This window comes from Streptomyces sp. NPDC001617 (assembly GCF_053596855.1).
Genome location: NZ_JBSFHA010000040.1, coordinates 24,636 through 46,802, shown reverse-complemented (window position 1 = coordinate 46,802; position 22,167 = coordinate 24,636). Strand labels below are relative to the sequence as shown.

Sequence of the window (22,167 nt, the reverse complement as noted above, 5' to 3'; positions counted from 1 at the left end):
CGTATATCGCTTACTGCTGTCTAACATCTCGGCCACGTGGGGTCAACGGAGCCTCCCCCAGCCTTCGGCCGGGGGGACCCCCCTCTCGCTTCACTCGCCCGCACACGACCTGGGAGCTACGACGATCGTGACCGCCGACGGACCCCGCAATGCCCGCGTCGTCGACGGCGCGGACGTCGTAGCGCTCGGCGAGTCCATGGTCACCTTCCTGCCCTCCCGTCCGGGTCGCCTCGCCGATGTGCCGTCGTTCGAGCGGGGGATCGGCGGGGCGGAGTCCAACGTGGCGTGTGTCCTGGCGGCGGCCGGGCATTCCGTGCGGTGGGTGAGCAGGGTGGGGGCCGACGGGTTCGGGGACCATCTGGTGGAGACGATCGGGGGGTACGGGGTCGACGTATCGGCCGTGCGGAGGGACACGGCGCGTCCGACCGGCATCTACTTCCGCACGGCGGGGGACCGGGCGACGGACGCGCACGAGGTGGCGTACTACCGGGCCGGGTCGGCCGCCTCCGCGATGACCGTGGGGAACACCGACCTCGGTGCGGTGCGCGGGGGGCGGGTGCTGCATCTGTCGGGGATCACGGCGGCGCTGTCCGAGGGGTGCCTGGAGCTGATGCGTGAGCTGACGGCGCCGGGGGGCGGGCGGCCGCTGGTGTCGTTCGACGTGAACCATCGGGCGGGGCTGTGGGGGGACGGGGAAGGGCCGGGTGTGCTGCTGGAACTGGCGCGCGGGGCCGATGTGGTGTTCGTGGGGGAGGACGAGGCGGAGGAGGCGTGGGGGGTGACGGGCGGGCCGGAGGCGATTCGCGCTGTGTTGCCCGAGCCTGAGGTGCTGGTGGTGAAGCAGGGAGGAGTGGGGGCCACCGCCTTTGTGTCGGCCGCGGGTGGTCGTGGGCCGGTCGCACCCCGCGGCGGAGCCGCATATCGCCCCGCGCCCCTTGGATGGGCCGGCGGCCCGGCGTCGAAAGCCGCAGCCGGCCGTCCCCACCCCTCGACCACCTTCGTTCCCGCCCTCGATGTCGCAGTCGTCTCGCCCATCGGAGCCGGGGACGCCTTCGCCGCCGGGTTTCTCTCCGCCACCCTTCGTGATCTCCCCGTCCCGGCCCGCCTCCGCCACGGCCACCTCATGGCGGCAGCCGCCCTCACCGTCCCCGGCGACCTCGCCGTACCGCCGGCCAGGGGCCACGCCGACCGCCTCGCCGCTCTCGACGACACCGCGTGGGGGACACTTCGACTCGGCCCCGGCTGGACGCAAGCCGAGCAGGCCCCGGAGGAGGTACGCACCCCATGAGCCAGACCGTCGACCGAGCGCTCAGCATCCTGCCGCTGCTCGCCGAGGGCCCCGCCGACCTCGGTCAGGTCGCCGACCGCCTCGGCGTGCACAAGTCCACGGCCCTGCGCCTGCTGCGCACGCTCCACGAGCACGGCATGGTCTACCGCCAGTCCGACCAGCGCTACCGCCTCGGCGCCCGCCTGATCGCGCTCGCCCAGGAGGCCATGGAGAACCTCGACATCCGCGAGATCGCCCACCCCCACCTCGTACGCCTCAACGAGCAGTGCGGACACACCGTCCATCTCGCGGTGTACGAGGAGGACGAGGTGCTGTACATCGACAAGGTGGAGAGCCGGTACCCCGTGCGGATGTACTCGCGGATCGGGAAGCCGGTCGCCATCACCGTCGCCGCCGTGGCGAAGCTCCTCCTCGCCGATCTGTCCGAGGGCGAGCGGCGGGCGCTGGCCGAGAAGCTCGAGTACCCCATGTACACGCCCCGTTCCATCCCCAACGCACCGGCTTTCCTGCGGGAGTTGGAGAAGGTCCGCGAACAGGGCTGGGCCACCGACCTCGGCGGCCACGAGGAGTCCATCAACTGCGTCGGAGCCCCCATCCGCGGCGCCGACGGCCGGGTCGTGGCCGCCATGTCGGTCTCCGCGCCCAACGTCGTCGTCACCGCCGACGAACTCCTCACCCTGCTCCCGCTGGTGCGCCGCACGGCCGACGCGATCAGCGGCGAGTACTCAGGCAGAACCCCCGTCAAGGAAGTCACCTCATGACCGAGAAGATCGCCCTCACCCCCAAGACCCACACCACCCCGCCCGCGAAGTTCTCCCACGGCGTCAGGAAGGGCGACATCCTCCAGGTCGCCGGCCAGGTGGGCTTCCTTCCGGCCGAGGAGGGCAAGCCCCCGACGCCGGCCGGTCCCACCCTGCGCGAGCAGACCCTGCAGACCCTCGCCAACGTCAAGGCGATCCTGGAAGAGGGCGGTGCGAGCTGGGACGACGTGATGATGATCCGCGTCTACCTGACGGACACGGGGCACTTCGCCGAGTTCAACGAGATGTACGACCGGTATTTCGAGGAGCAGGGGCTCACGCAGGCCGCACCCGCACGCACCACGGTGTATGTCGGTTTGCCCGCGGGGCTGCTGATCGAGATCGACGCCCTCGCCGTGCTCGGATAGACCATCGCACGGGGACCGTGCCGGAGACGGTGTCGCTTCTTCTCTTCGTGCAGAGGTTGTTCTCGGGGCGCCCCGAGAACGGAGCAGGGCAGCACGGGCCCCGCTCGTCGCATCGTATTCATGGACGAATGAGTCCATCCCGTGAGCCTCTCCCGCCCCCGGAGCCCCACGGCACAGCTTCGTCCGCCATACTTCCCGCTGTGGAGCAGCGCATAGGTTCGAGCAGCCAGCCCCTGAAGGGCGAGCCCGTGAAGGGCGCCGGATTCGACCCGGCCTTCATTCCCGGGATCACCGCACCCGCGGCCGAGGAGCCGGAGGACGCCAGGCCGGCCGAGCCGGAGGCCGAGGACGTCGAGGACACCGAGGGTCTCGGGGACATCGACGCCGAGGCAGAGGCTTCGGAGGAGGACGAGGGCGGGGAGCCCGAAGAGGAAGAGGCCCCCGAGGGCCCCGTCTTCGAGGCCTCCGACCGTCGCGCGAAGATCGTCGCCGACCACAGGGGCGTACGCCTGGCCCTCGACGACCAGGAGTGCGAGTTCCGCTGGGACGAGGTCGGTGCCGTCGAGACGGAGACCCCGCGCTTCGGCAAGCGGTTCACCATCACGGTCCACACCCCCGATCGCCGCTGGTACCCGATCGAGATCGAGGCCGACTCCCGCTCCCGCTTCACGGAGTGGGAAGGGCAGTTGGACGCGGTCCTCGACGCGTACTTCGAGGACGGGGAGGCCGAGACCGACGCCGAGACCGACGGCAAGGATGAGGCCGACGTCGAGACCGAAGCCGACGCCGAGGCCGATGAGAAGAGCGCGGACGAGGACGTGGTCGACACCGAGGCCGCGAGCAAGGCCGAGAAGCCCTAGCAACCGGCGCCCAGCCGAACTCACCGCCGCCCGTGAGGTGTTGAGGGAGACCATCGTGGCCGCGGAACAGGCCGAGCCGGGGGCCCGGCCATCGCAGGCCCCCGGCCGAACCGCCGCCGACTAGGCGCAGTACTGCGCCTCCTTCCCGATCGACCGGTACATGCAGTCCGCGTTCTCCAGCAGCTGCAGCACCGCGTCCCGGTTCCGTGACGTCTCCCGCTCGATCACCTCGTCGGGCGGGTAGAAACCGCCCGCGGAGCTCGACGTCGGATACATCTCGAAGGTGTAGTCGAAGATCTTCTGGCTGCCCCAGAGATAGTCGTCGATCGACCCGTCGGTGATGTACAGGTCGCTCGACTGCTCGGCGGTGTAACCGTTGCTGGCGGCCATCTTCTGCCCGACCGTCCGGAAGGCGTTGTAGTCGTCCGCCGTCATCCCGGTCGTCGTGTCCGAGTACGTGTACCCGAACGGCCACAGCACCAGCTCGCTGTACGTGTGGAAGTCGATGCCCGCCTTGATCTGCTGGACACCGCCCACCACCCGGCTGCGGACGAAGTCGGCGACCACCTTCACCTCGGGCGCCGACTCGGCGGCCGAACCCCGGTACGTCTCGGACGACGTCGACCCCGACGAGCCGCCGCAGCAGCCCCACCTGTAGTTCCAGTTGCGGTTGAGGTCCGTGCCGACATTCGAGGACCCCGAGTTCGGCTGGCGGTTCTTGCGCCACGACCGGTACGAGCCCGTCGCGATGTCGTACTCCCCGCCGTCCGGGTTGAGGTCGGGCACGATCCAGATCTCGCGGTTGTTCACCATGTTGGTGACCCGGGAGTCGCTGCCGTACCCGGCCCCCAACTCCCGCAGCAGATACAGCGCCATCTCCACCGTCAGGTGCTCACGCGCGTGCTGGTGGAAGGTGAACAGCACCTCCGGCTCGTTCTCGTCCGTGGCCACGTTGTCGCTGACCTTGATGGCCACGATGTCCCGGCCCTCGTACGACTTGCCGATCACCCGCTTGCTCATGATGCCCGGGTACGCGGCCAGCCGCTGGTCGATCTCCGCGTTGGCCTCGGCGTAGTTGTGGTACTTCGAGTCGGCCGAGGGGAAGTCGTAGAGACGTACGTCGTCCGAGCCGGCCGACCTGTCCGGTGCCGAGCCCAACAGCGAGACGTCGTAGCCCTGTCGGCGGAGCTGCTTGATCTGCGACGCCCGTCCGGAGACGACCACCGTCTCCTCGTCGGCCTCGTCCACCGTGACCCCCGCGGCGGCGATGGCGGTGCGGGTGACCGGGGTGTTGTGGTCGACGTGGATCTCGTACTGGTGGATGTCGTCGGCCGAGGGGGCAGCAGGGCGCGCACTGTCGGCGTTCGCGGAGAGGGGCGCCGCGAGGGCCAGGGCGAGCAGGGTGGCGAGGGCGGCGGTGCGTCTGCCGCCGCGGGCGTCCCGGCCTCGAATACGAAGTCGCATGAAGTCTCCTGAGGGAGTTGGGGGGTTGTTCGTGCGACGTACGGGTGTAAACGTGCGGGTGCCGCCCATGGTCACGGAATGGCATGGACAGGTCAAGAGAGCGAAAACCGGCCGCGTAGTGTACGCGCGCCCATCGCCCCCGCACCCGCCTCCGTCAAAGTGCACTCGCTCGTGTGAGCGGAACGTGCATATATGCCGAATCCGGAGGAGAGTGAGATTCCGTTTCTACGGGAGGCTGATCATGGGCGGATCAGCGCCGCGAACAGACCGAGGGCCGCGAGCTGCCGGCGCGGGCGCGGCTGGTCACGCCGACCGCGCCGGGTGCGTCGGCACGACACGCCTGGCCGCACGGATCGCGGCCCGCGTCGAGCGCGGCTTCCCGGACGGTGTACGCCTGGTGCAGCCGGCCGGGCGGCACGACCCGGCGCTCGTCCCCATCGCCGACGCCGACGCCCTCGACAACTGCGAGCACCTCCTGCCGGCCTGCGCCGCCCTCGGCGCCGCCCGGCGCGGCGCCTCCGAACGCGCGGCCGTCCTGCTCGACGGCGCCGACCGCGTCTGGGCCGACGTCGACCGCGGCCGCTGGGGCTCCCAGGCGCTCGGCGCGACCGGACGGGTCAGTGAGACCCGCGCCCGCCGGGCCGTCGGAGAGGCCGCCTTCGAGCGGGCGTACGCGCGTGGCGGCGCACTCGGACTCGTGGAGACCGTCGGATACGCGGTGGACGACGCACCCCACGAACAACCCTCGCCGAGACGCGAGTCGAGCCGCGCGCCCGGCATCCGTCCCACCCGCCGCGAGTCCGAGGCCGCCCAGCTCGTCGCCCAGGGCCCCGCCAACCAGCAGATCACCGACCGCCTCGTCATCGCCCCCCCAGAGCTGAACCCCGGCGCGGAAGCCGATCTCACCCCCTGCCACGGAGGAGAACCATGACCGCAGCACCTTCCGAACTGTCCCCCTTCGACCACCGCATGGCCGTCTTCGGCGCGGACGACGCGTTCGTGGCCGCCGCCCTGCCCTTCCTCGCCGAGGGCCTCGGCGCGCCCGGCGAACCCCCGCCCGTCGCCATCGCCGCCCCCGAGAAGCTGGACCTCCTGCGCGACGCGCTCGGCGCCGACGCGAAGGACGTCGCCTTCATCGCGCACACCCACTGGTACACCGGCTCGGCCGCCAACGCCGTGGCCCAGGGCGCCGGTTACCTCGCCCACAGCGCCGGACCCGGCGGCCGTATCCACCTCCTCATGGAACCCGTCTGGGACGGCCGCGCCGGTCGCTCCGCCCGCGAGACCGCCGAGTGGATCCGCTACGAGGCCCTCGCCAACCTCCTCTTCGCGCCCATGGCGACGACGGCCCTGTGCGCCTACGACACCCGGACCGCCGGAGAGTCCGTCGTCGACGCCGCCCGCCGCGCCCACCCCGACAGCGGCGTGTACGAGGACCCCGTCCGCCTCGCCGCCGAGCTGGACGCCGTACCGCTGTCGCCGTCGTCGCCGGACGCGGAGGACCTGGGGGAGCCGTACGCGGACGCCGTGCGCGCCCAGGCCATGGACCGTGGACTCACCCGCGTGGACGCGGAGTTGTTCGCCGAGTCGGTCATCGCGGCGACGGCCTCCCTCGGCCGCGTCACCTCGGCGCGCCTGTGGGGCGAGGCGCCGTCCTGCGTGTGCGAACTGCGCACCGCCAACCGGGTCGCCAACCCGCTGGCCGGCTTCGTCCCGCCGCCCGCCGCGGAGCTGGAACCGGAACAGGGGCTGTGGTTCGCCCGCCAGGTGTGTGCGTACGTGGACATCCGCGACGACGACCACGGGGCGACCGTACGGCTGCAGTACGGGTAGGCACGGGAAGGTTCTGAGCCGCTATCGGAGCCACTCGGGGCTGAGGGCGATCGCGCGGAGCTGCCCGACGGTCAGCGCGGGGGCCGTGCGGGTGGCGGGAGTGTCCTGGGCCCCGGAGTTGAAGGCGCTGACGACCACGCGCCGCCCGTCGGTCCGCAGCGTGTCGACCGTCCACATGACGACCCCCGAACCGCCCTTCTCGCCGGGCCCCTGATGCACGGCGACCTTGGTCCCGTCGGCCAGGGTCTGGGAGCCGGACCCGAAGAGGTCCCCCGCGACATCGGACATGTCGCCCTGCACATTGACCTGGACGAGGCTCTTGCCCTTGCCGTCGTCGAGGACGAGGTAGCCGAAGCCGGAGTCGTCGCCGCTGTCCTCGGAGAACGTGAACTTCTTCCCCTTGGGCAGCAGGGACTTGAGCGTCGACGCGATGGGTACGGCGGAGGCGGTCTCGGTGTCGCTGGGCCGCGCGGACGGCTTGCTCGTGTCCTCGGGAATGGCGTCGACGGCGTCCCGCCAGGCGGAGGCGGCGGCGAGCGTCCTCAACCGGGCGGGGGAGAGGGGCGGTTCGTCCCGGGTGATCGGCGAGTCCTTCTCGGCCGCGGCGTTCCACTCGCTCACACTCACGTGCTGCCCCTGCGGCGTGACGAGCTCGGCGCTCCACCACTTGGTCTCCACGCGGCGGTCCGGATACTCGTACCCCTGCAGGACCATGACCACGGAGCTGTCCGGCAGCCGGGTGGTGCTGCAGGCGTCGTAGTGCGAGAACACCTTGCCCGGGCACTCGGTGACCTGCCGGGCCTCGTCACTGCCCGGCTCCACCCGCCCGAGGGCGACGCCGATGGCCGCGGCGCCCTTTCCGTCGTCGTAGACGAGATGCACGTACGGCCCCGGCTCCTCGTCCGTCCCCCGCGCCTCGGCCTGGCTGAACCTGCCCTCGGGGAGCAGTTTTTCGAGGGTGCGGATGAGTCGTGGGCCGGAGACGGGCGAGGGGGCGGGCGTGCCGGCGGCCGAGGGCCTGTCGGCGCCGACCGAGGCCCCGTCCCGACCTGCCGTTCCGGAACCGCCGGGCAGCAGCAGCGCCCCGCCCAACCCGACGACCACGAGGGACGCGGCCCCGCCCACGACGGCGGCCCGGCGGCGCAGCAGCCGTCGTCGGCCCTTGAGGGCCCCGGCGGTGACGAGGGCGGCGCGGTCGGTGTCGAAGGCGGCGCCGGTTTCCCGCAGCTCGAAGGAAAGCCGCTCCTCAAAGGGGTCGTAGGTGTCGTTGTGCTCTTCGACGGGCATGACGGACCACCGTTTCACGAAGGGATGAAGGTCGAGGTGTTGTGTGGTGGGGAGGTTCAGGAACGGGCGTACTTGCCCAGGTCCTCACCGAGCAGCTCGCGCAGCCGCCCCAGCGCACGGACGCACCGCGTACGCACGGCGGCGGAACTGGAGTTCATGACCTGGGCGGTCTCCTCGACGGACCGGTCCTCCCAGTACCGCAGCACGACGACGGCCCGGTCCTTGACGGGCAGCCGGCCGAGCGCCTCCAGCAGGGTCAGGCGCAACGGCGTGTCACGGCCGGAGTGTTCGTCGGGCAGATCGGGAAGCTCGGCGGTGGCGCGCTCGGTACTGCTCCTCTTCCGCTGGTGGGCGAGAAAGGTACGGGCGAGCACGGTCTGCGCGTACCCCGCCGGGTTCCCGACCCGCGACACCCGCCCCCAACTGACGTACAGCCGCCCGAGGGTCTCCTGCACCAGATCCTCGGCCAGATGCGTGTCGCCCGCGGTGAGAAGACAGGCGGCGCGGTACAGATGCCCGGCACGCACAGCAGCGAACTCCGCGTACTCGTCCGCCCGCGCCTGTCTCATCTGTGCTCCCCCTGCTGCTGATGCGTGCCGCTCTCACTTCATTGATGCGGTGGGGGCGGGAAAATGTTTCACGTCATGTGCCTCGCGCATCGCGGATAATCCGCCCCCGCCCTGGGAACCGAAGTGATGCCGGAACGGCGTTGCTGCGAGGGGGACTCGGGTGGTGGACGACGACGGCCCACCGACAGGGTGGGACGCGGGCGAGTGCCGTATGTGGGAGTCGTACCGCCGCGGGGAGTGGTGCGAGGGGGTGCCGGAGGTGCGTGGGGAGGCCGTGCGCCGGCTGCTGCTGGCCGCGCCGCCCCCGCGACCCGGCCATCTGGCCCGGCTCCGGCTGCGCGGTGTGCGGATACGGGGGCGGGCGGACCTGTCCGAGGCCGTCGTACGAGGGGCCGTACGTCTGCGGGGGTGCCGTTTCGACGAGGCGCCGCGGCTGGAGGGCGCGCAGTTGGAGGCCCTTGAACTCGACGAGTGCCGTCTGCCCGGCCTGCGTGCGCACAGCGCCCGCATCGCCCAGGAGTTCAAGGTCACCCGCTGCGCGGTCGACGGCACTCTGGACCTGCGCTCCCTCAACGTCGGCACCCATCTGTCCCTCGACGGCACAACGGTCCGTCCCGCGCCGGGAGAAACCGGTGTCGCCGCCCAGTCCGTCGCCGTGGACGAATCACTGTGGGCGACGGACCTGGACTGCGCGGGAGCCGTCCACCTGAACAACGCCCGGGTGCAGGACGCCCTCGTGCTGCGGGGAGCGACCATCAGCAGCCCCACAGGCAGTCTCCAGATGTCCGAACTCACGGTCGGCGGTGGCCTGTACCTGGGGCACGGCTTCTCGTGCACCGGAACGGTCAACCTCTGTGGGGCCTCGATCGGGGCGTCGGTGGAGTTGCTCGACGCCACCCTCACCGGCCCGGGTCCGGACGCGGGCGACTACGCGCTCCATCTGGGCTGCGCACAGATCGGAGGCGACATCCAGGCCGAGCGGGGGCTCGTCGTCGAGGGCCCGATCACCCTCGCGGACACGTCGATCCGCGGCAGCGTCGTCCTCAGGGGCGCCCGCCTCACCCACCCTTCGGGTACGGCGCTCACGGCGGCCCGCACACACATCGGGGGTGACTTCGACGGTCAGGACGGACTGACCGCACACGGCACCATCAACCTGTGCGACGCCCGGATCGGCGGGTCGGTGCTGCTGGAGGGCGCCGAACTGACGGCCCCCGACAGCAGCCCGACCGCCCTGAGCGCCCACGGCGTCGACGTCGGAGGCGTCGCGCACTTCAGCCGCGGGTTCACCGTCCACGGCAAGATCGGCATGAGCAACGCCACCATCCGCAGCTCCCTGTCCTTCAAGGGCGCGATCCTGGATACGGTCGTCGGTGAGGAAGCCCTCGCCTGCCGCGGTACGACGGCCGCCGCACTGTTTCTCCAGTTCCGCGAGCCGCCCAGGGGCGGCGTCGACCTCAGCCGTACCAAGGCGGCGCTGATCTGGGACGACCCCGCGACCTGGCCCGCCTCCCTGATCCTGGACGGCACCGTCTACGACATCCTCCGCCCCACCCTGCACGCCGGGGAACGCCTCCCCTGGCTGGGGCGGGACCCGGACGGCTTCACGCCCCAGCCGTACGAGCAACTCGCCGAGGTCTACCGGCGCCACGGCTGGGACGCCGCCGCACGGACCGTCCTCGTCGCCAAGCAACGCAGCCTGCGGCCGACCCTCGCGCCCCCCGCCCGGCTGTGGAGCCTCCTGCAGGACGCGACGGTCGGCTACGGGTACCGCCCACTGCGGGCCGTATGGCTGCTGGTGTGCCTCCTGGTCGTCGGCTCCGCACTCTTCGCGGCCCGGCCCCCCGAGCCCGTGGGCGGCGGCCCGTATCCGCGCTTCCAGTCCGTCATCTACACCCTGGATCTCCTGCTGCCGCTGGTGGATCTGGGCCAGGAGCGGGCGTACGAGCCGTCCGGAGTCATGCAGTGGGTGGGCATCGTGCTCATCGGAACCGGCTGGCTGCTGGCGACCACCGTCGCGGCCGGAGCGGGGCGCGTCCTACGGAGGAGCTGATGATCACGCCAGCCCGTGCACATGCGGCCCCACCGTCCCGGACCAGGCACTCCCCGCCGCCGCGTCCCAGTTGGTCGACCACGTCATGGCACCCCGCAGGTCGGGATACGTCTTCGACGGCTTGAAGGAACCGCAGTTCGTGCCGGCCGTGAGGCAGTCCAGCGCGTTGTTCACCACGGTCGGCGACACGTACCCGCTCCCCGCGGCGCTCGTCGAGGCCGGCACCCCCAACCCCACCTGGGACGGAGACAGCCCGCCCTCCAGCTGGATGCACGCCAGAGCGGTCAGGAAGTCCACCGACCCCTGGCTGTACACCTTGCCGTCGCACCCCAGCATCGAACCGCTGTTGTAGTACTGCATGTTGACCACCGTGAGGATGTCCTTCACGTTCAGGGCGGTCTGGAAGTACGCGTTGGACGTCGACTGCATGTCGATCGTCTGCGGGGCCATGGTGAGCACGAGGGACGAGCCCGCCTTCGCGGACAACGCCCTCAACGCCTGTGACATGTATGTGGCGTTGATGCCGTTCTCCAGGTCGATGTCGACCCCGTCGAAGCCGTACGTCTGCATCAGCGAGTACACCGAGTTCGCGAAGTTCGTCGCCGACGTCGAGTCGCTCACCGACACCGTGCCGTTCTGGCCGCCGATCGAGATGACGACCTTCTTGCCCGCGGCCTGCTTGGCCTTGATGTCCGTCTTGAACTGATCGACCGTGTAGCCGCCCAGCCCCGACGAGTCCAGGTTGAAGGTGACCGCGCCAGGTGTCGACGTCGCGTCCGCGAACGCCACCGCGATGATGTCGTACTGGGAGGAGACGTCGGAGATCTTCTGGACCGTCGCCCCGTTGTTGAAGTCCTGCCAGTAGCCGGTCACCGCGTGCTTGGGCAGGGCGGTGCCGCCTCCGCCACCCGACGAGGCCGTCGTCGTGCCCGTCACCGCTCCCGACTTCGCCGACTCACCCGCCGAGTTCGTCGCCGTGACCTGGAAGGAGTACGACGTCGACGCGGAGAGGCCCGTCACCGTCGCCGACGCCCCCGTCACCGCCGTGACCTTCGTGCCGTCCCGGTAGACGTTGTACCCGGTCGCGCCCGACACCGCGTTCCACGCCAGCGACACCGACGAGGCCGTCGTACCGCTGACAGCCAGGCCGCTCGGGGCCGACGGGACCGTGGGCGTGGAGCCACCACCACCGCCGTCCGGGCCGTACACCGACACGTCGTCCGCGTAGTACGCCGCCTGCCCGTACCAGCCGTGCGTGTACACCGTGACGGAGGTCGTGGACGACCCCGTCGTGAAGCTCGTCGAGAGCTGGGTCCAGGAGGACGTGTCCGGCGTCCACGTGGACACGTCCGTCGTGCCCGTGCCCGTCACGCCCAGGAAGGCGTACCCGCCCTGCACCCAGGCGCTCAGCGTGTACGTCGACCCGGGCCGCACGGCCACCGTCTGGCTGCACTGTGCGTCGTCCTGACCGGCCGGCGTCGCCTTCAGGGCGGCCGAGCCGCCGTGCACCGGGGAGGTGACCGTCGTACCGCTGCTCGCGGAACAGGTCCAGTTGCCCAGGCCGGACTCGAAGCCGGGGTTCTGGGCGTTGTTGACGTCCGCTGCGGACGCCTGGCCCGCGCTCAGGAAGGAGAGCGCGAGGGCGGCGGTGACGGCTCCTGACCAGAGCCGTGCTGATCGTCTCTGTGGGGACATGACAATAAGTTGGTCCAGACCAATACTTCTGTCAAGAGTGCGACTCGTGACCGGCGAGATGCTCGAACCTGCCCCGTTTTGGCGCATCTTGTGCCTCGTCAGTTACCCATCAGCTGCACAAACGCTGTTCTCCGGTCACGGGGCGGTGGTTACAGTGCTGAGGTAGTCACGCAGTGAAGTCATCTCGGTGTACCGGAGTAACCCCTGACCCCGGTGGATCGACGGCGCAACACGGGGAGCTGCGCGTGCCAACAGCCGTTGCCGTGACCAGTGCCGACATGGCGCTGCCGCCGCAGGACGAACGGACCCTGCCCGCCGTCGTCCTGCAGGACCTGCACCGCCGGCCTCTCGACCAGGCGCTGGCGGCGATACAGGCCCTCATCGACCAGTACGGGTATCTCGTCGTCGTGTCCTCGAAGGCGGCCCCGGAGGGCGTGGAGCAGCGGCTCCGGACCATTCGGTCCCTGCTGGAGAGCGACCGTATCGCCCTCTTCCGTCCCGATCTGCCGCCCCTCGGACTCGCGGTCCTGGCCCGTCAGTTACGACAGCTGGCCTCCTGCGACCTGAGCCCGGGCGTCCTCGCCTCCGCGGGGCGCCTGCTCACCCACTACATCCACACCGGCGCCCTGCTCGGCTCGGTCGCCCGCCTCGACCGCGTGCCCGTCGGGCTGAAGTCGCACGCCAAGTCCTGGGTGCCGGGCAGCCAGTTCGCCGTACTCGCCCACCCCGAGCCGCAGCTCGTGAAGCTCGGGCCCGGAGCCGCCCTCGCCGGGCCGGAGTTCGCCACCCGGATGGTCGTCGCCAAGGGGCAGCTCCAGACGGACTGGGTGACCGGGACCCTGGCCAAGCAGTGGAGCGTGCAGGGGCTGCGGGAGGCCCCGCTGCCGGCCGAGTCCGCCGCCTGGTGGGGGACGAACAAGCTCGTCGAGTTCGCCGCCTACCTGCCCGACCTCCCGGTCCTCTACCAACTGGTCACGTCCGTCCGGCAGGGCACCTGTCACTGGTGCGGCATCGACGTCATCGGCGACCGCTGCGTCTTCTGCTCCGCCATGCCGCCGCCGCTCTACGACACCCCGAAGCAGCTTCCCGCCGGGAGGGGCTCCTGAACCGCCCAGGCGTACCCCCGCGTTCCGCCCGCACCGACCCCGTCCGCTCGACCGATATCCCCCAATGAGGTTGTACGGTTCATGAACTCCCGTCAGCGCCGAGGCGTGCTCCTGCTGATCCTCTCGATCGTCTGCGCCCTCGGCGCGTTCGTCGGCGTCCTGTCCGTCATCAGCGACGTGAAGTCCAAGGTCGGCCCCGAGGTCACGGCGTACCAGGTCAAGGGCGAGATAAAGCCCTACACCCAGCTGAATCCCGGCCAGTTCGAGAAGATCAGCATGCCGAAACGGTGGCTTTCGGAGAACGCGATCACTCATATCGCGGACATCAAGGACAAGATCGCCGTCACGACCCTGAAGGCCGGCTCCCTGCTGCAGAGCGACATGATCGTGGACCAGCCCGCCCTGCAGCCGGGGCAGCAGGAGGTCGCCATCATGATCGACGCGGCGACCGGCGTGGCGGGACAGATCACGCCCGGTTCGACGGTCAACGTCTACGCCACCTTCGCGGGCCAGCGGCAGGGTGACCCCGCTCAGTCCAAGATCATCGTAACGAACGCGAAGGTGCTGCAGGTGGGTCAGATCAAGGCCCTCGATCCCTCCAGCAGCGACAAGAACCAGCCTACCGACACCGTCCCCATCACCTTCGCCCTCTCCACCCTCGACGCCCAGCGGATCACCTACGCCGAGTCGTTCGCCCAGCGGGTCCGGCTCGCCCTGGTCGCACCCGGCGGCGACACGGCGGTCCCCGACAAGGACCGCACGTACGAACTCGCGAAGGACAAGTGAGAGGCCGCCCGCATGCCCACCAGGATTCTCCCGGCCGTCGGTGACGCGGACGCGGTCCGTTCCCTCACGACCCTGCTCAGCCAGCTCCCGGACGCCGAGCCGGTGGCCCCGGTCGTCGACTCCACCGGGCTCGTCGACACCCTCGCCCGGCTGGCCGCCGAGTCGGTCGACGAGCTGCCCGAGGTCGTCGTGGTGCATGAACGCATCGGTCCCGTCCCGGCCCTGGAGCTCATCCGCGAGGTCGCGCTGCGCTTCCCCGCGGTCGGGGTCATCCTCGTGACGACCGACGCCAGTCCCGGGCTCTTCCAGGCCGCCATGGACTACGGCGCCCGCGGGCTCGTCGCTCTCCCGCTGAGCTACGAGGAGCTGGCGATCCGCGTGCAGGCGGTCGCCCAGTGGTCGACGGGCGTACGGCGTCATCTGGGCGTCGGGGGCGATGTGTTCACCGGTGTCGGCGGGACCGTCGTGACGGTGAGCGGGGCGAAGGGCGGGGTGGGGGCCACTCTGACCGCCATCCAACTGGCGCTGGCGGCACAGGCGTCCGGGCGCAGTACGGCGCTCGTCGACATGGACCTGCAGGCCGGGGACGTCGCCTCCTACCTGGATGTGCAGTTCCGGCGCTCGGTGGTCGACCTGGCCGCCATCAACGACATCTCCCCGCGGGTGCTGGCCGACGCGGTCTACCGGCACGACACCGGGGTGGCGCTGCTCCTCGCACCGGGGGAGGGCGAGCGCGGCGAGGAGGTGACCGACCGGGCGGCACGGGGGATCGTCAGCGCGCTGCGCTCCCGGTACGAGGTCGTCGTCGTCGACTGCGGGGCCCAGTTGAGCGGAGCGGGCGCGGCGGCCGTCGAGATGGCGGACGCGGCCCTGCTGATCACCACACCGGACGTGGTCGCGGTGCGGGGCGCCAAGCGGACCGTGCGGATGTGGGACCGGCTGCAGATACGCAAGGCGGAGGAGACGACGGTCGTCGTCAACCGGCATTCACGCGCGACCGAGATCCAGCCACAGCTGATCCAGAAGATCACCGGCACGGCGGTCGCCGCCACCGCGATCCCGGCGAACTTCAAGGAGTTGCAGGGCGCGGTGGACGCCGGGCGGATCCACGAGCTCGACAACAAGAGCGTGGTGAAGCAGGCGTTGTGGGGTCTGGCGGGGGAGCTGGGCCTGGTCAGGGCCGTCGAAGGGGCCTCGCACCGGGGCGGGCGGCTGCGCGGGGACCGGGGCTCGGTGCGGTTCGGGCGGCGACGGGAGATCGGGGGATGAGGAGGCGACGGTACGGAGACCGGGGCCAGGTCACCATCGAGTTCCTCGGCATGACCCCGCTGATCCTCCTGACACTGGTGCTGGTGTGGCAGTTCGTGCTGGTGGGATACACGTACACGCTCGCGGGGAATGCTGCCGACGAGGCGGTGCGGGCGGGGACGGCGGCCCCGCCGGGAGCGCGCCAGGCCGCCTGCCAGGAGGCCGGGCTGAAACAGGTGTCGGCCGCGTACCGGGACGGGGCCACGGTGACGTGTGGGGGGACGGGCTATGTCACGGCCGACGTGCACCTCAAGGTGCCCGTGCTCTTCCCCGGATTCCTCGGCTTCCCGTTCCCGGTCGACGGCCACGCGGGCGCCGTAGAGGAGGCGAAGTGAGATGGCGTACGGCATCGGGCGCCGCCGTCGGGACCGCGGTCAGGTCGCCATCGAGTACCTCGGGTTCATCCCGATCCTGCTCCTCGTGGCGCTGGCCGGCGTGCAGTTGGGCCTGGTCGCGTACGCCGCCCAGCAGGCCGGTACGGCGGCCCGGGCGGGGGCGCGGAGTGCCTCGCTGGAGCGGGACTTCGCGGCGGACTGCGCGAACGCGGTGAGCCTGGAGGCCACCTGCGAGGAGGCGGACCTCGGGACCGAGGTCCAGGTCACCTCCCGGGTCCGTATCCCGAGCCTGTTCCCCGGACTCGGCGACCGCTACGCCAGCAAGACCGCCGTCATGCCGAAGGACCACTGATGCACCCCGGCACAGCAAGGAGCACGGACCGATGAGCCTGCGGGCACGTATCAACTCCCCCGAGGAGAACAGCCAGCGGGGCGAGGTCGCCCATCTGGTCGCCTCCTACCGGGCCAAGCTCCTGGAGGAGATCGACCTCGCGGAGATGTCCTCGCTGGCCGCCGCCGAGCGCCGGGCCCGGCTCGAGCGCGTCCTGGGGCACATCATCAGCCGCGAGGGCCCGGTGCTGTCGACCGTCGAGCGCTCGCAGCTCATCCGGCGGGTGGTCGACGAGGCCCTCGGTCTCGGCATCCTCGAACCGCTCCTCGAAGACGCGTCCATCACCGAGATCATGGTGAACGGCCCCGACGCGATCTTCGTCGAACGCGGTGGCCGGGTCGAGCAGTTGCCGCTCCGGTTCGCCTCCCACGACCAACTGATGCAGACCATCGAGCGGATCGTGTCGACGGTCAACCGGCGGGTGGACGAGTCGAATCCGATGGTCGACGCGCGGCTGCCGTCCGGCGAGCGCGTCAACGTCATCATCCCGCCGCTCTCCCTGACCGGTGCGACCCTCACCATCCGCCGCTTCCCGCGCTCCTTCACGCTCCAGGAGATGATCGGCTTCGGCTCGCTCGACGAGCAGATCCTGTTCCTGCTCGCGGGGTTGGTGCGGGCGAAGTTCAACATCATCGTCTCGGGCGCGACCGGCACCGGAAAGACGACCCTGCTCAATGCCCTCTCCGGTCTCATCCCGGAGGGCGAACGCATCATCACCATCGAGGACTCCGCCGAACTCCAGTTGCAGCAGTCACACGTCATCCGGCTGGAGTCCCGCCCCCCGAACGTCGAGGGCAAGGGCCAGATCTCCATCCGCGACCTGGTCCGCAACTCCCTCCGGATGCGCCCCGACCGCATCGTCGTCGGTGAGGTCCGCGGCGGTGAGTCGCTCGACATGCTCCAGGCGATGTCGACCGGCCACGACGGCTCCCTCGCCACCGTCCACGCCAACAGCGCCGAGGACGCGCTGATGCGGCTGCAGACCCTGGCCTCCATGTCCGACGTCGAGGTCCCCTTCGTGGCACTGCACGACCAGATCAACTCCGCCGTCGACGTCATCATCCAGCTCACCCGCTTCGCCGACGGCGCCCGCCGCGTCACCGAGGTCGCCCTGCTGGACAGCCATGGCGGGGAGCCGTACCGCCTCGCCACCGTCGCCCGCTTCCACGCCCAGCCCATGGCCCCCGACGGGCGGATCTACGGCGCCTTCGAGCACTTCCCGCTCACCCGCCGTACCGCGGACCGCCTCTACATGGCGAACCAGGCCGTCCCCCAGGCCTTCGGCGTCGCCGAGACCGCAGAACAGCTAGCCACCCGAGAAGCCAGGTAGGTGCCGCCCCCCATGGAGCTACGAGACCTCGTCACCCTCACCACCGGCATCACGCTGCTGACCTGCGTCCTGGCCGTCGTGGGCCTGCACGCGTACGCCACCGGACGGTCCGAGCGGGCCGCCCTCATCGAACGGCTCTCGCACACCGGCCAGATACCGTCCACCGGCCGCACCCGCCGCTTCCGGAACCTCGACCGCCGGCTGCGCCGCACCAGGGCGGGCCGGCAGCTGGAGCTGAGGCTGGCCGCGACCGGACTCGACGTCACACCGGGCGAGTTCTTCGCCTACATGCTGGCGACGATCGCCGCGCTGTGGCTCGTCGGCCAGGCCGCCCTGGCCCCCTTCTTCGGGCCGATCGCCGGACTGCTGGGCGTCTGGGTGGCGGTGCAGTTCCTCAACTGGCAGCGGCAGAAACGCATCGAGAAGTTCATCAACCAACTCCCCGAACTCGCCCGCATCCTGGCCAACGCCACCCAGGCCGGCCTCGCCCTGCGCACCGCGATCAGCATGGCGGCGGAGGAGCTGGAGGCGCCGGCCGGCGAGGAACTGGAGAAGGTGGCCAACCAGCTGGCGATCGGCCAGTCCATGGACGAGGCCCTCGGCGACCTCGCGGACCGGCTGCCCTCGCGCGAACTCGTCGTCCTGGTCACGACCCTGGTGCTGTCCAACCGGGCCGGCGGCCAGGTCGTGGGGGCCCTGCGCAACCTCACCGAGACCCTGGAGGAGCGCAAGGAGACCCGGCGCGAGATCCGCACCCAGCTCTCCCAGGTCAACATGACGGCGTACGCCATCCCGGTCATGGGCGTCGGCTCGCTGCTCCTCATGAACGGCGTCAAGGACGGCGCCCTGGACCGGATGACCGGCTCCCCGATCGGCCAGGCCTGCGTGATCATCGCGTTCGGGCTGTACGCGGTCGGGTTCTTCCTCATCCGCCGTATGTCCCGGATCGACGTCTGAGGAAGGGTGGTATGTGACATGGCACTGCTCCTCGCACTCGCCATGGGCCTCGGCGTCTGGGGCGTCTTCGCCGGCATCCGCATGTACCGGGCGGAGGCGAAACTCCCCGGTGACCTGCTGCTGGCCCTGGAGGTCGGCGCCACCCGCACCGGCGCGGTCGACTCGCTGATCGACCGGATGGGCATGCGGTACGCGCCCGCCGTACTGCGCCTGATGGGCCCGAAGCTGGTCGCCAGGTACCGCCGCAAGATCGACCTCGCGGGCAACCCGGGCGGTCTGACCATCGACCGTTACGCGGCCCGCCGGGCGGTCTACGGCTTCCTGGGCGCGGTCGGCTTCCTGGTCTTCCTGATGCGCGGCCAGTACTTCGTGGCCCTCCTCCTGCTCGCCTTCGGCGCGTTCTGGACGGAGGTCGGCATCTGGGCGGCGATCCGCATCCGCAAGGACGAGATCGAGCGCACCCTGCCCGACTTCCTGGACGTCCTCGCGGTCGTCGTCAGCGCGGGTCTCGGCTTCCGCCAGGCCCTCGACCGGGTGGCCTCCCGCTACGAGGGCCCCTGGGCCGACGAACTCCGCATCACCCTGCGCCAGATGGACCTCGGCATGAGCCGCCGCCAGGCCTTCGCCGAGCTGCGGCGGCGCAACGACTCCGAGCAGGTCGCGATGTTCGTGACGGCGCTGCAGCAGGGCGAGGAGCTGGGCGCCCCGATCGTCGACACCCTCGTCTCCCTCGCCAAGGACATGCGCCGCACGGACGCCCAGAACGCCCGCCGCAAGGCCGCGCGGGCCGTCCCGAGGGCCACGCTGATGATCACGACGTTCATGGTTCCGGCGACGTTGCTGCTGCTCGGCGCGGGGCTCATCCTCGGCTCCGGCACCGACTTCGGCACCATCACGGGCAAGTAGAGGGCAGGTGAACCGATCATGGCGACGACGAAGGACCGACTGGGGCTGCTGCGGCGCCGCCCGAAGACCCCTGAGCTCACGACACCTCCCGCAGGCTCGGTTCTCCCCCCGCACATCCGCACCGGCGCCGCCCCGGACATCCCGGTGACATCGACGACACCGTCCCTGCCACCGGGCTGGGAACCGACGCACACCCCGATGCCGGCCCTCCCGCCCCCACGCCCCGTCCCGGCCCTGCCACCGGGACAATCCGTCCCGGCTCTGCCGTCCGGACAGCCCGTTCCGGCTCTGCCTGCGGTGCCGACGCAGCCGTATCCGCGCGGCGGGGCCGGCCAGCCGACGCCGGCACCCGGGCCGCTTTCGGCCCCGTCAGACCTGTATCCGCGCGGCGGGACGGGGCAGCCGACGCCGGCACCCGGGCCGCTTTCGGCCCCGTCAGACCCGTATCCGCGCGGCGGGACCGGGCAGCCCACGTCGCACCCCGGCCCTCCGTCCGCCCCGGCCCACATGCCGCCCGCTCCAGCCCCCATCCCGTCCACCCCGGCCCACATCGACGCCGCTCAACTCCCGCCCCCACCCCCCTCCGCCCCCAAAACCCCCACCATCCCCCTCCAGGTCAACGCGCTCCAGGCGATGTGCCGTCAGGTCTTCGGGTTCCGGCTCGCCATGATCGCCGTGGCCGCCCCCGCCGCCCTCCTCAACGCGGCTCCGGGCCTGGCCGTCCGGCTGGTGAGCGCGGCCGTCGTGGTCACCTTCATGGGCTCCTACGTCCTCTTTCGGGACTGGGAACGCTTCGGCCCCGTCCTTCTGCGCCACCCCACGCTCCTCGCGGTGGACACCCTCTTCGGCTCCCTGCTCCTGATCTCCGCCGGCCCGGACAGCACGCTCGCCTACGTCAGCGTCTGCACCCCCCTGCTGGCCGGCATCGTCTACGGCTGGCGCGGCGCGGCCGTCTTCGCCTCCCTTCAGTCCCTGATCCTCCTCGCGGTCCACGCGACCTCGAAGGATCTGCACTCCGCTCCCGCGGAGACCCTTCTCCTGCCCGGTCTGTGCGTCATCACCGGCGCGGTCGGCTCGTCCCTGCGCAACCTCATGCTCCGCTTCGGCGCCGCCACCCAGGCCCTGACCGACGTCCAGGCCCGGCTCGCGGTGACGGAGGCGGTAAGCACCGAACGCGCCCGGCTGGCCCGGGAGATGCACGACTCGGTGGCCAAGACCCTGCACGGCGTGGCCCTGGCCGCCGACGGCCTCGCGGCCTCGACGGCCGCCGACCCCATGGACCCCGCCCTGCTCCGACAGCAGGCGGAACTGGTGGCCCGCTCGGCCCGCCGGGCAGCGGCCGAGTCCCGCGAACTCCTGGCCGATCTGCGCCGCGAGTCCGACCCCGGCCACACCATCGACGTCCTTGCCGAACTGGCCGCCCGCACCGAGGACTTCGGCGCCCGTACGGGCCTGGAGGCCACCTACCGCTCGACGGGCGAGCACATCGCACAGCCCGTACCGCCCGCCGTGGCCCGCCAACTCCTCACGATCGCCGCCGAGGCGATGGAGAACGCCCATCGGCACGCGGCCCCGACCCGGGTGGACGTACAGGCAGGCGTGCACGGCGACCTCCTCCACATCAGCGTCTACGACGACGGCCGCGGCCTGCCCCCCGGCACCACGCTCGAACAACTCCGCCGAGCCGGTCACTTCGGCCTGGTGGGCATGGTCGAGCGAGCGGCCGCGGTGGGCGCCCGCATCCACATCGGCCGGGGCGGCCACCCGCTCGGCACCGAGGTGCGCCTTGAGCTACCGCTGGCGGCCGTGACGGCATGAACACCCCCCACGACATGAGAGGAGGCCGCCCGATGCCGGACCACCCCATGACCCCCGGCCCCGAGCTGCCGCCGGACCCGTTCGAGGCCTTCCCCGCGCCCCCGGCGCTCAAGGTCGTCGTCGCGGACGACAACCCCGTGGTCCGCGCGGGTCTCACGGCCCTTCTCTCCGGCCGCCCGGACATCACGGTCGTGGCCGAGGCCGCCGACGGCCGCGAGGCCTACGAGGCCGCTTGCCGACACCGCCCGGACGTGATCCTGCTGGACGTCCGCATGCCCGGCGTCGACGGCATCTCCGCCCTGCCGTACCTGGTGCGGATCGCCGCGGTCGTGATGCTGACGTACAGCAGGGAGTCGGAGATCGTCCAGGAGGCGCTGCGCCGGGGCGCGGGCGGCTACCTGGTCCACGGCGAGTTCACGGCGGACCAACTGGTCACGGCCGTACGGGACATCAAGGAGGGCAGAGCGCACTTCACGCCGACGGCGGCAGGGGCGCTGCTGGCGGAACTGCGGCGGGCGCAGGGGTCGGGAGAGGCGCTGCCCGAAGGGCTCGGCGGTGCGATTGCACATGTTGCAGACCCGGTAACTCCCTCGCAATCCCTGATTTATTCCCAAAGTACTTCGCAAGTGCAAGCAGATGTGGGACAGTCTGAGCATCGGTCCCGACTGAGTACGAGGGAGGCGGAGATCATGGACCTCATCGCGTCCGGCATGACCAACCAGCAGATCGCCGCCACCTGCTTCATCAGCGAGAAGACGGTCAAGAACCACATCAACCGCATCTTCGCCAAGCTCCACAGCACCAGTCGCTCGGAGGCGGCCGCCAAATGGCTCGGCACGGCTCCGGGTTCGCGCCGAGGGCTGGGGTGGTCGGTGTGGTGACAGGATGGGGGAGTGCCAGGGTCCTGGATTGGGCCCGGATTTGGGCCCAGGGGCCCTCCGCGGGAAGGGGCGTCGGGTCGTACGGTCCCCCTGCCGAGAGCGGCATGGACACCCGACCCGGAGGGGAACGCC

General features: G+C 71.0%; 21 protein-coding genes. 17 read left to right on the top strand and 4 right to left on the bottom strand.

The features are described 5' to 3' along the window. Positions 1–127: 127 nt before the first annotated feature. The 4 genes from ACWC09_RS27870 (at position 128) to ACWC09_RS27855 (ending at position 3,316) form a co-directional block, all read left to right on the top strand. On the top strand, positions 128–1,288 hold the full coding sequence (locus ACWC09_RS27870) for a sugar kinase (RefSeq protein ID WP_450853506.1): 1,161 nt from the start codon (positions 128–130) through the stop codon (positions 1,286–1,288). Continuing rightward, positions 1,285–2,049, top strand: coding sequence for an IclR family transcriptional regulator (locus ACWC09_RS27865; RefSeq protein WP_450853505.1), 765 nt, complete (start codon positions 1,285–1,287; stop codon positions 2,047–2,049). Before ACWC09_RS27870 ends, ACWC09_RS27865 begins: the two co-directional genes overlap by 4 nt. Further along, a complete protein-coding gene (locus tag ACWC09_RS27860) occupies positions 2,046–2,456 on the top strand; it encodes a RidA family protein (protein WP_450853504.1) in 411 nt (136 codons plus the stop codon). The genes ACWC09_RS27865 and ACWC09_RS27860 overlap by 4 nt, the downstream gene beginning before the upstream one ends. A gap of 200 nt (positions 2,457–2,656) precedes the next feature. Continuing rightward, on the top strand, positions 2,657–3,316 hold the full coding sequence (locus tag ACWC09_RS27855; protein ID WP_450853503.1) for a hypothetical protein: 660 nt from the start codon (positions 2,657–2,659) through the stop codon (positions 3,314–3,316). Between the two features lie 120 nt (positions 3,317–3,436). Here the strand turns inward: ACWC09_RS27855 and ACWC09_RS27850 are convergent, their stop codons facing one another. Continuing rightward, a complete protein-coding gene (locus ACWC09_RS27850; RefSeq protein WP_450853502.1) occupies positions 3,437–4,780 on the bottom strand; it encodes a M14 family metallopeptidase in 1,344 nt (447 codons plus the stop codon). A 241-nt stretch (positions 4,781–5,021) separates the two neighbouring features. On the opposite strand from ACWC09_RS27850, the gene ACWC09_RS27845 reads away from it, so the two are divergent. Together ACWC09_RS27845 and ACWC09_RS27840 are read left to right on the top strand one after the other, a co-directional pair. Continuing rightward, positions 5,022–5,711 carry a hypothetical protein gene (locus ACWC09_RS27845; protein WP_450853501.1) on the top strand — a complete coding sequence of 230 codons (690 nt, stop codon included), beginning with the start codon at positions 5,022–5,024 and terminating at the stop codon, positions 5,709–5,711. After that, a complete protein-coding gene (locus tag ACWC09_RS27840; RefSeq protein WP_450853500.1) occupies positions 5,708–6,613 on the top strand; it encodes an anti-sigma factor RsbA family regulatory protein in 906 nt (301 codons plus the stop codon). The genes ACWC09_RS27845 and ACWC09_RS27840 overlap by 4 nt, the downstream gene beginning before the upstream one ends. Positions 6,614–6,634: 21 nt before the next feature. Here ACWC09_RS27840 and ACWC09_RS27835 read toward each other — a convergent pair whose 3' ends face one another. Together ACWC09_RS27835 and ACWC09_RS27830 are read right to left on the bottom strand one after the other, a co-directional pair. Next, the gene (locus tag ACWC09_RS27835; protein ID WP_450853499.1) at positions 6,635–7,900 is read right to left on the bottom strand and encodes a hypothetical protein; all 1,266 of its coding nucleotides are present in this window, start codon (positions 7,898–7,900) and stop codon (positions 6,635–6,637) included. A 56-nt stretch (positions 7,901–7,956) separates the two neighbouring features. Further along, entirely contained in the window at positions 7,957–8,469 is a 513-nt protein-coding gene (locus ACWC09_RS27830) for a SigE family RNA polymerase sigma factor (protein WP_450853498.1), read from the bottom strand. A gap of 160 nt (positions 8,470–8,629) precedes the next feature. Here ACWC09_RS27830 and ACWC09_RS27825 point away from each other — a divergent pair, with 160 nt between their 5' ends. Beyond that, positions 8,630–10,522 (top strand): oxidoreductase, encoded by a 1,893-nt coding sequence (locus ACWC09_RS27825; protein ID WP_450853497.1) that lies wholly within the window; start codon positions 8,630–8,632, stop codon positions 10,520–10,522. A 3-nt stretch (positions 10,523–10,525) separates the two neighbouring features. Here the strand turns inward: ACWC09_RS27825 and ACWC09_RS27820 are convergent, their stop codons facing one another. Next, entirely contained in the window at positions 10,526–12,217 is a 1,692-nt protein-coding gene (locus ACWC09_RS27820) for a chitinase (protein WP_450853495.1), read from the bottom strand. 245 nt (positions 12,218–12,462) lie between these two features. Here ACWC09_RS27820 and ACWC09_RS27815 point away from each other — a divergent pair, with 245 nt between their 5' ends. The 10 genes from ACWC09_RS27815 to ACWC09_RS27770 all read left to right on the top strand — a co-directional run bounded on the left by ACWC09_RS27815 (position 12,463) and on the right by ACWC09_RS27770 (position 22,035). Next, entirely contained in the window at positions 12,463–13,323 is an 861-nt protein-coding gene (locus tag ACWC09_RS27815; protein WP_450853494.1) for a hypothetical protein, read from the top strand. 81 nt (positions 13,324–13,404) lie between these two features. Continuing rightward, on the top strand, positions 13,405–14,109 hold the full coding sequence (gene cpaB, locus ACWC09_RS27810; RefSeq protein WP_450853493.1) for a Flp pilus assembly protein CpaB: 705 nt from the start codon (positions 13,405–13,407) through the stop codon (positions 14,107–14,109). A 12-nt stretch (positions 14,110–14,121) separates the two neighbouring features. Next, on the top strand, positions 14,122–15,378 hold the full coding sequence (locus ACWC09_RS27805) for an AAA family ATPase (RefSeq protein ID WP_450853492.1): 1,257 nt from the start codon (positions 14,122–14,124) through the stop codon (positions 15,376–15,378). Further along, a complete protein-coding gene (locus ACWC09_RS27800; RefSeq protein ID WP_450853490.1) occupies positions 15,375–15,752 on the top strand; it encodes a TadE/TadG family type IV pilus assembly protein in 378 nt (125 codons plus the stop codon). Before ACWC09_RS27805 ends, ACWC09_RS27800 begins: the two co-directional genes overlap by 4 nt. A gap of 1 nt (position 15,753) precedes the next feature. Continuing rightward, positions 15,754–16,104, top strand: a complete 351-nt coding sequence (locus ACWC09_RS27795; protein ID WP_450853489.1) for a TadE/TadG family type IV pilus assembly protein — start codon at positions 15,754–15,756, stop codon at positions 16,102–16,104. A gap of 31 nt (positions 16,105–16,135) precedes the next feature. Beyond that, on the top strand, positions 16,136–17,473 hold the full coding sequence (locus ACWC09_RS27790; protein ID WP_450853487.1) for a CpaF family protein: 1,338 nt from the start codon (positions 16,136–16,138) through the stop codon (positions 17,471–17,473). Positions 17,474–17,485: 12 nt separating this feature from the next. Beyond that, positions 17,486–18,430: a type II secretion system F family protein gene (locus tag ACWC09_RS27785; RefSeq protein WP_450853486.1), complete on the top strand. Its 945-nt coding sequence runs from the start codon at positions 17,486–17,488 to the stop codon at positions 18,428–18,430. 18 nt (positions 18,431–18,448) lie between these two features. After that, positions 18,449–19,336, top strand: a complete 888-nt coding sequence (locus ACWC09_RS27780; RefSeq protein ID WP_450853484.1) for a DUF5936 domain-containing protein — start codon at positions 18,449–18,451, stop codon at positions 19,334–19,336. Positions 19,337–19,843: 507 nt separating this feature from the next. Further along, positions 19,844–21,154 (top strand): sensor histidine kinase, encoded by a 1,311-nt coding sequence (locus tag ACWC09_RS27775; RefSeq protein ID WP_450853482.1) that lies wholly within the window; start codon positions 19,844–19,846, stop codon positions 21,152–21,154. Between the two features lie 32 nt (positions 21,155–21,186). Beyond that, positions 21,187–22,035 carry a response regulator gene (locus ACWC09_RS27770; protein WP_450853480.1) on the top strand — a complete coding sequence of 283 codons (849 nt, stop codon included), beginning with the start codon at positions 21,187–21,189 and terminating at the stop codon, positions 22,033–22,035. Positions 22,036–22,167 lie beyond the last annotated feature (132 nt).

Excerpts from the sequence above, each read along its gene's own strand:
- ACWC09_RS27865 (WP_450853505.1), top strand. The coding sequence starts at position 1,285 with ATGAGCCAGACCGTCGACCGAGCGCTCAGCATCCTGCCGCTGCTCGCC.
- ACWC09_RS27860 (WP_450853504.1), top strand. The coding sequence starts at position 2,046 with ATGACCGAGAAGATCGCCCTCACCCCCAAGACCCACACCACCCCGCCC.
- ACWC09_RS27850 (WP_450853502.1), bottom strand. The coding sequence starts at position 4,780 with ATGCGACTTCGTATTCGAGGCCGGGACGCCCGCGGCGGCAGACGCACC.
- ACWC09_RS27845 (WP_450853501.1), top strand. The coding sequence starts at position 5,022 with ATGGGCGGATCAGCGCCGCGAACAGACCGAGGGCCGCGAGCTGCCGGC.
- ACWC09_RS27840 (WP_450853500.1), top strand. The coding sequence starts at position 5,708 with ATGACCGCAGCACCTTCCGAACTGTCCCCCTTCGACCACCGCATGGCC.
- ACWC09_RS27835 (WP_450853499.1), bottom strand. The coding sequence starts at position 7,900 with ATGCCCGTCGAAGAGCACAACGACACCTACGACCCCTTTGAGGAGCGG.
- ACWC09_RS27830 (WP_450853498.1), bottom strand. The coding sequence starts at position 8,469 with ATGAGACAGGCGCGGGCGGACGAGTACGCGGAGTTCGCTGCTGTGCGT.
- ACWC09_RS27820 (WP_450853495.1), bottom strand. The coding sequence starts at position 12,217 with ATGTCCCCACAGAGACGATCAGCACGGCTCTGGTCAGGAGCCGTCACC.
- cpaB (WP_450853493.1), top strand. The coding sequence starts at position 13,405 with ATGAACTCCCGTCAGCGCCGAGGCGTGCTCCTGCTGATCCTCTCGATC.
- ACWC09_RS27805 (WP_450853492.1), top strand. The coding sequence starts at position 14,122 with ATGCCCACCAGGATTCTCCCGGCCGTCGGTGACGCGGACGCGGTCCGT.
- ACWC09_RS27800 (WP_450853490.1), top strand. The coding sequence starts at position 15,375 with ATGAGGAGGCGACGGTACGGAGACCGGGGCCAGGTCACCATCGAGTTC.
- ACWC09_RS27795 (WP_450853489.1), top strand. The coding sequence starts at position 15,754 with ATGGCGTACGGCATCGGGCGCCGCCGTCGGGACCGCGGTCAGGTCGCC.
- ACWC09_RS27790 (WP_450853487.1), top strand. The coding sequence starts at position 16,136 with ATGAGCCTGCGGGCACGTATCAACTCCCCCGAGGAGAACAGCCAGCGG.
- ACWC09_RS27785 (WP_450853486.1), top strand. The coding sequence starts at position 17,486 with ATGGAGCTACGAGACCTCGTCACCCTCACCACCGGCATCACGCTGCTG.
- ACWC09_RS27780 (WP_450853484.1), top strand. The coding sequence starts at position 18,449 with ATGGCACTGCTCCTCGCACTCGCCATGGGCCTCGGCGTCTGGGGCGTC.
- ACWC09_RS27775 (WP_450853482.1), top strand. The coding sequence starts at position 19,844 with ATGCCGCCCGCTCCAGCCCCCATCCCGTCCACCCCGGCCCACATCGAC.
- ACWC09_RS27770 (WP_450853480.1), top strand. The coding sequence starts at position 21,187 with ATGCCGGACCACCCCATGACCCCCGGCCCCGAGCTGCCGCCGGACCCG.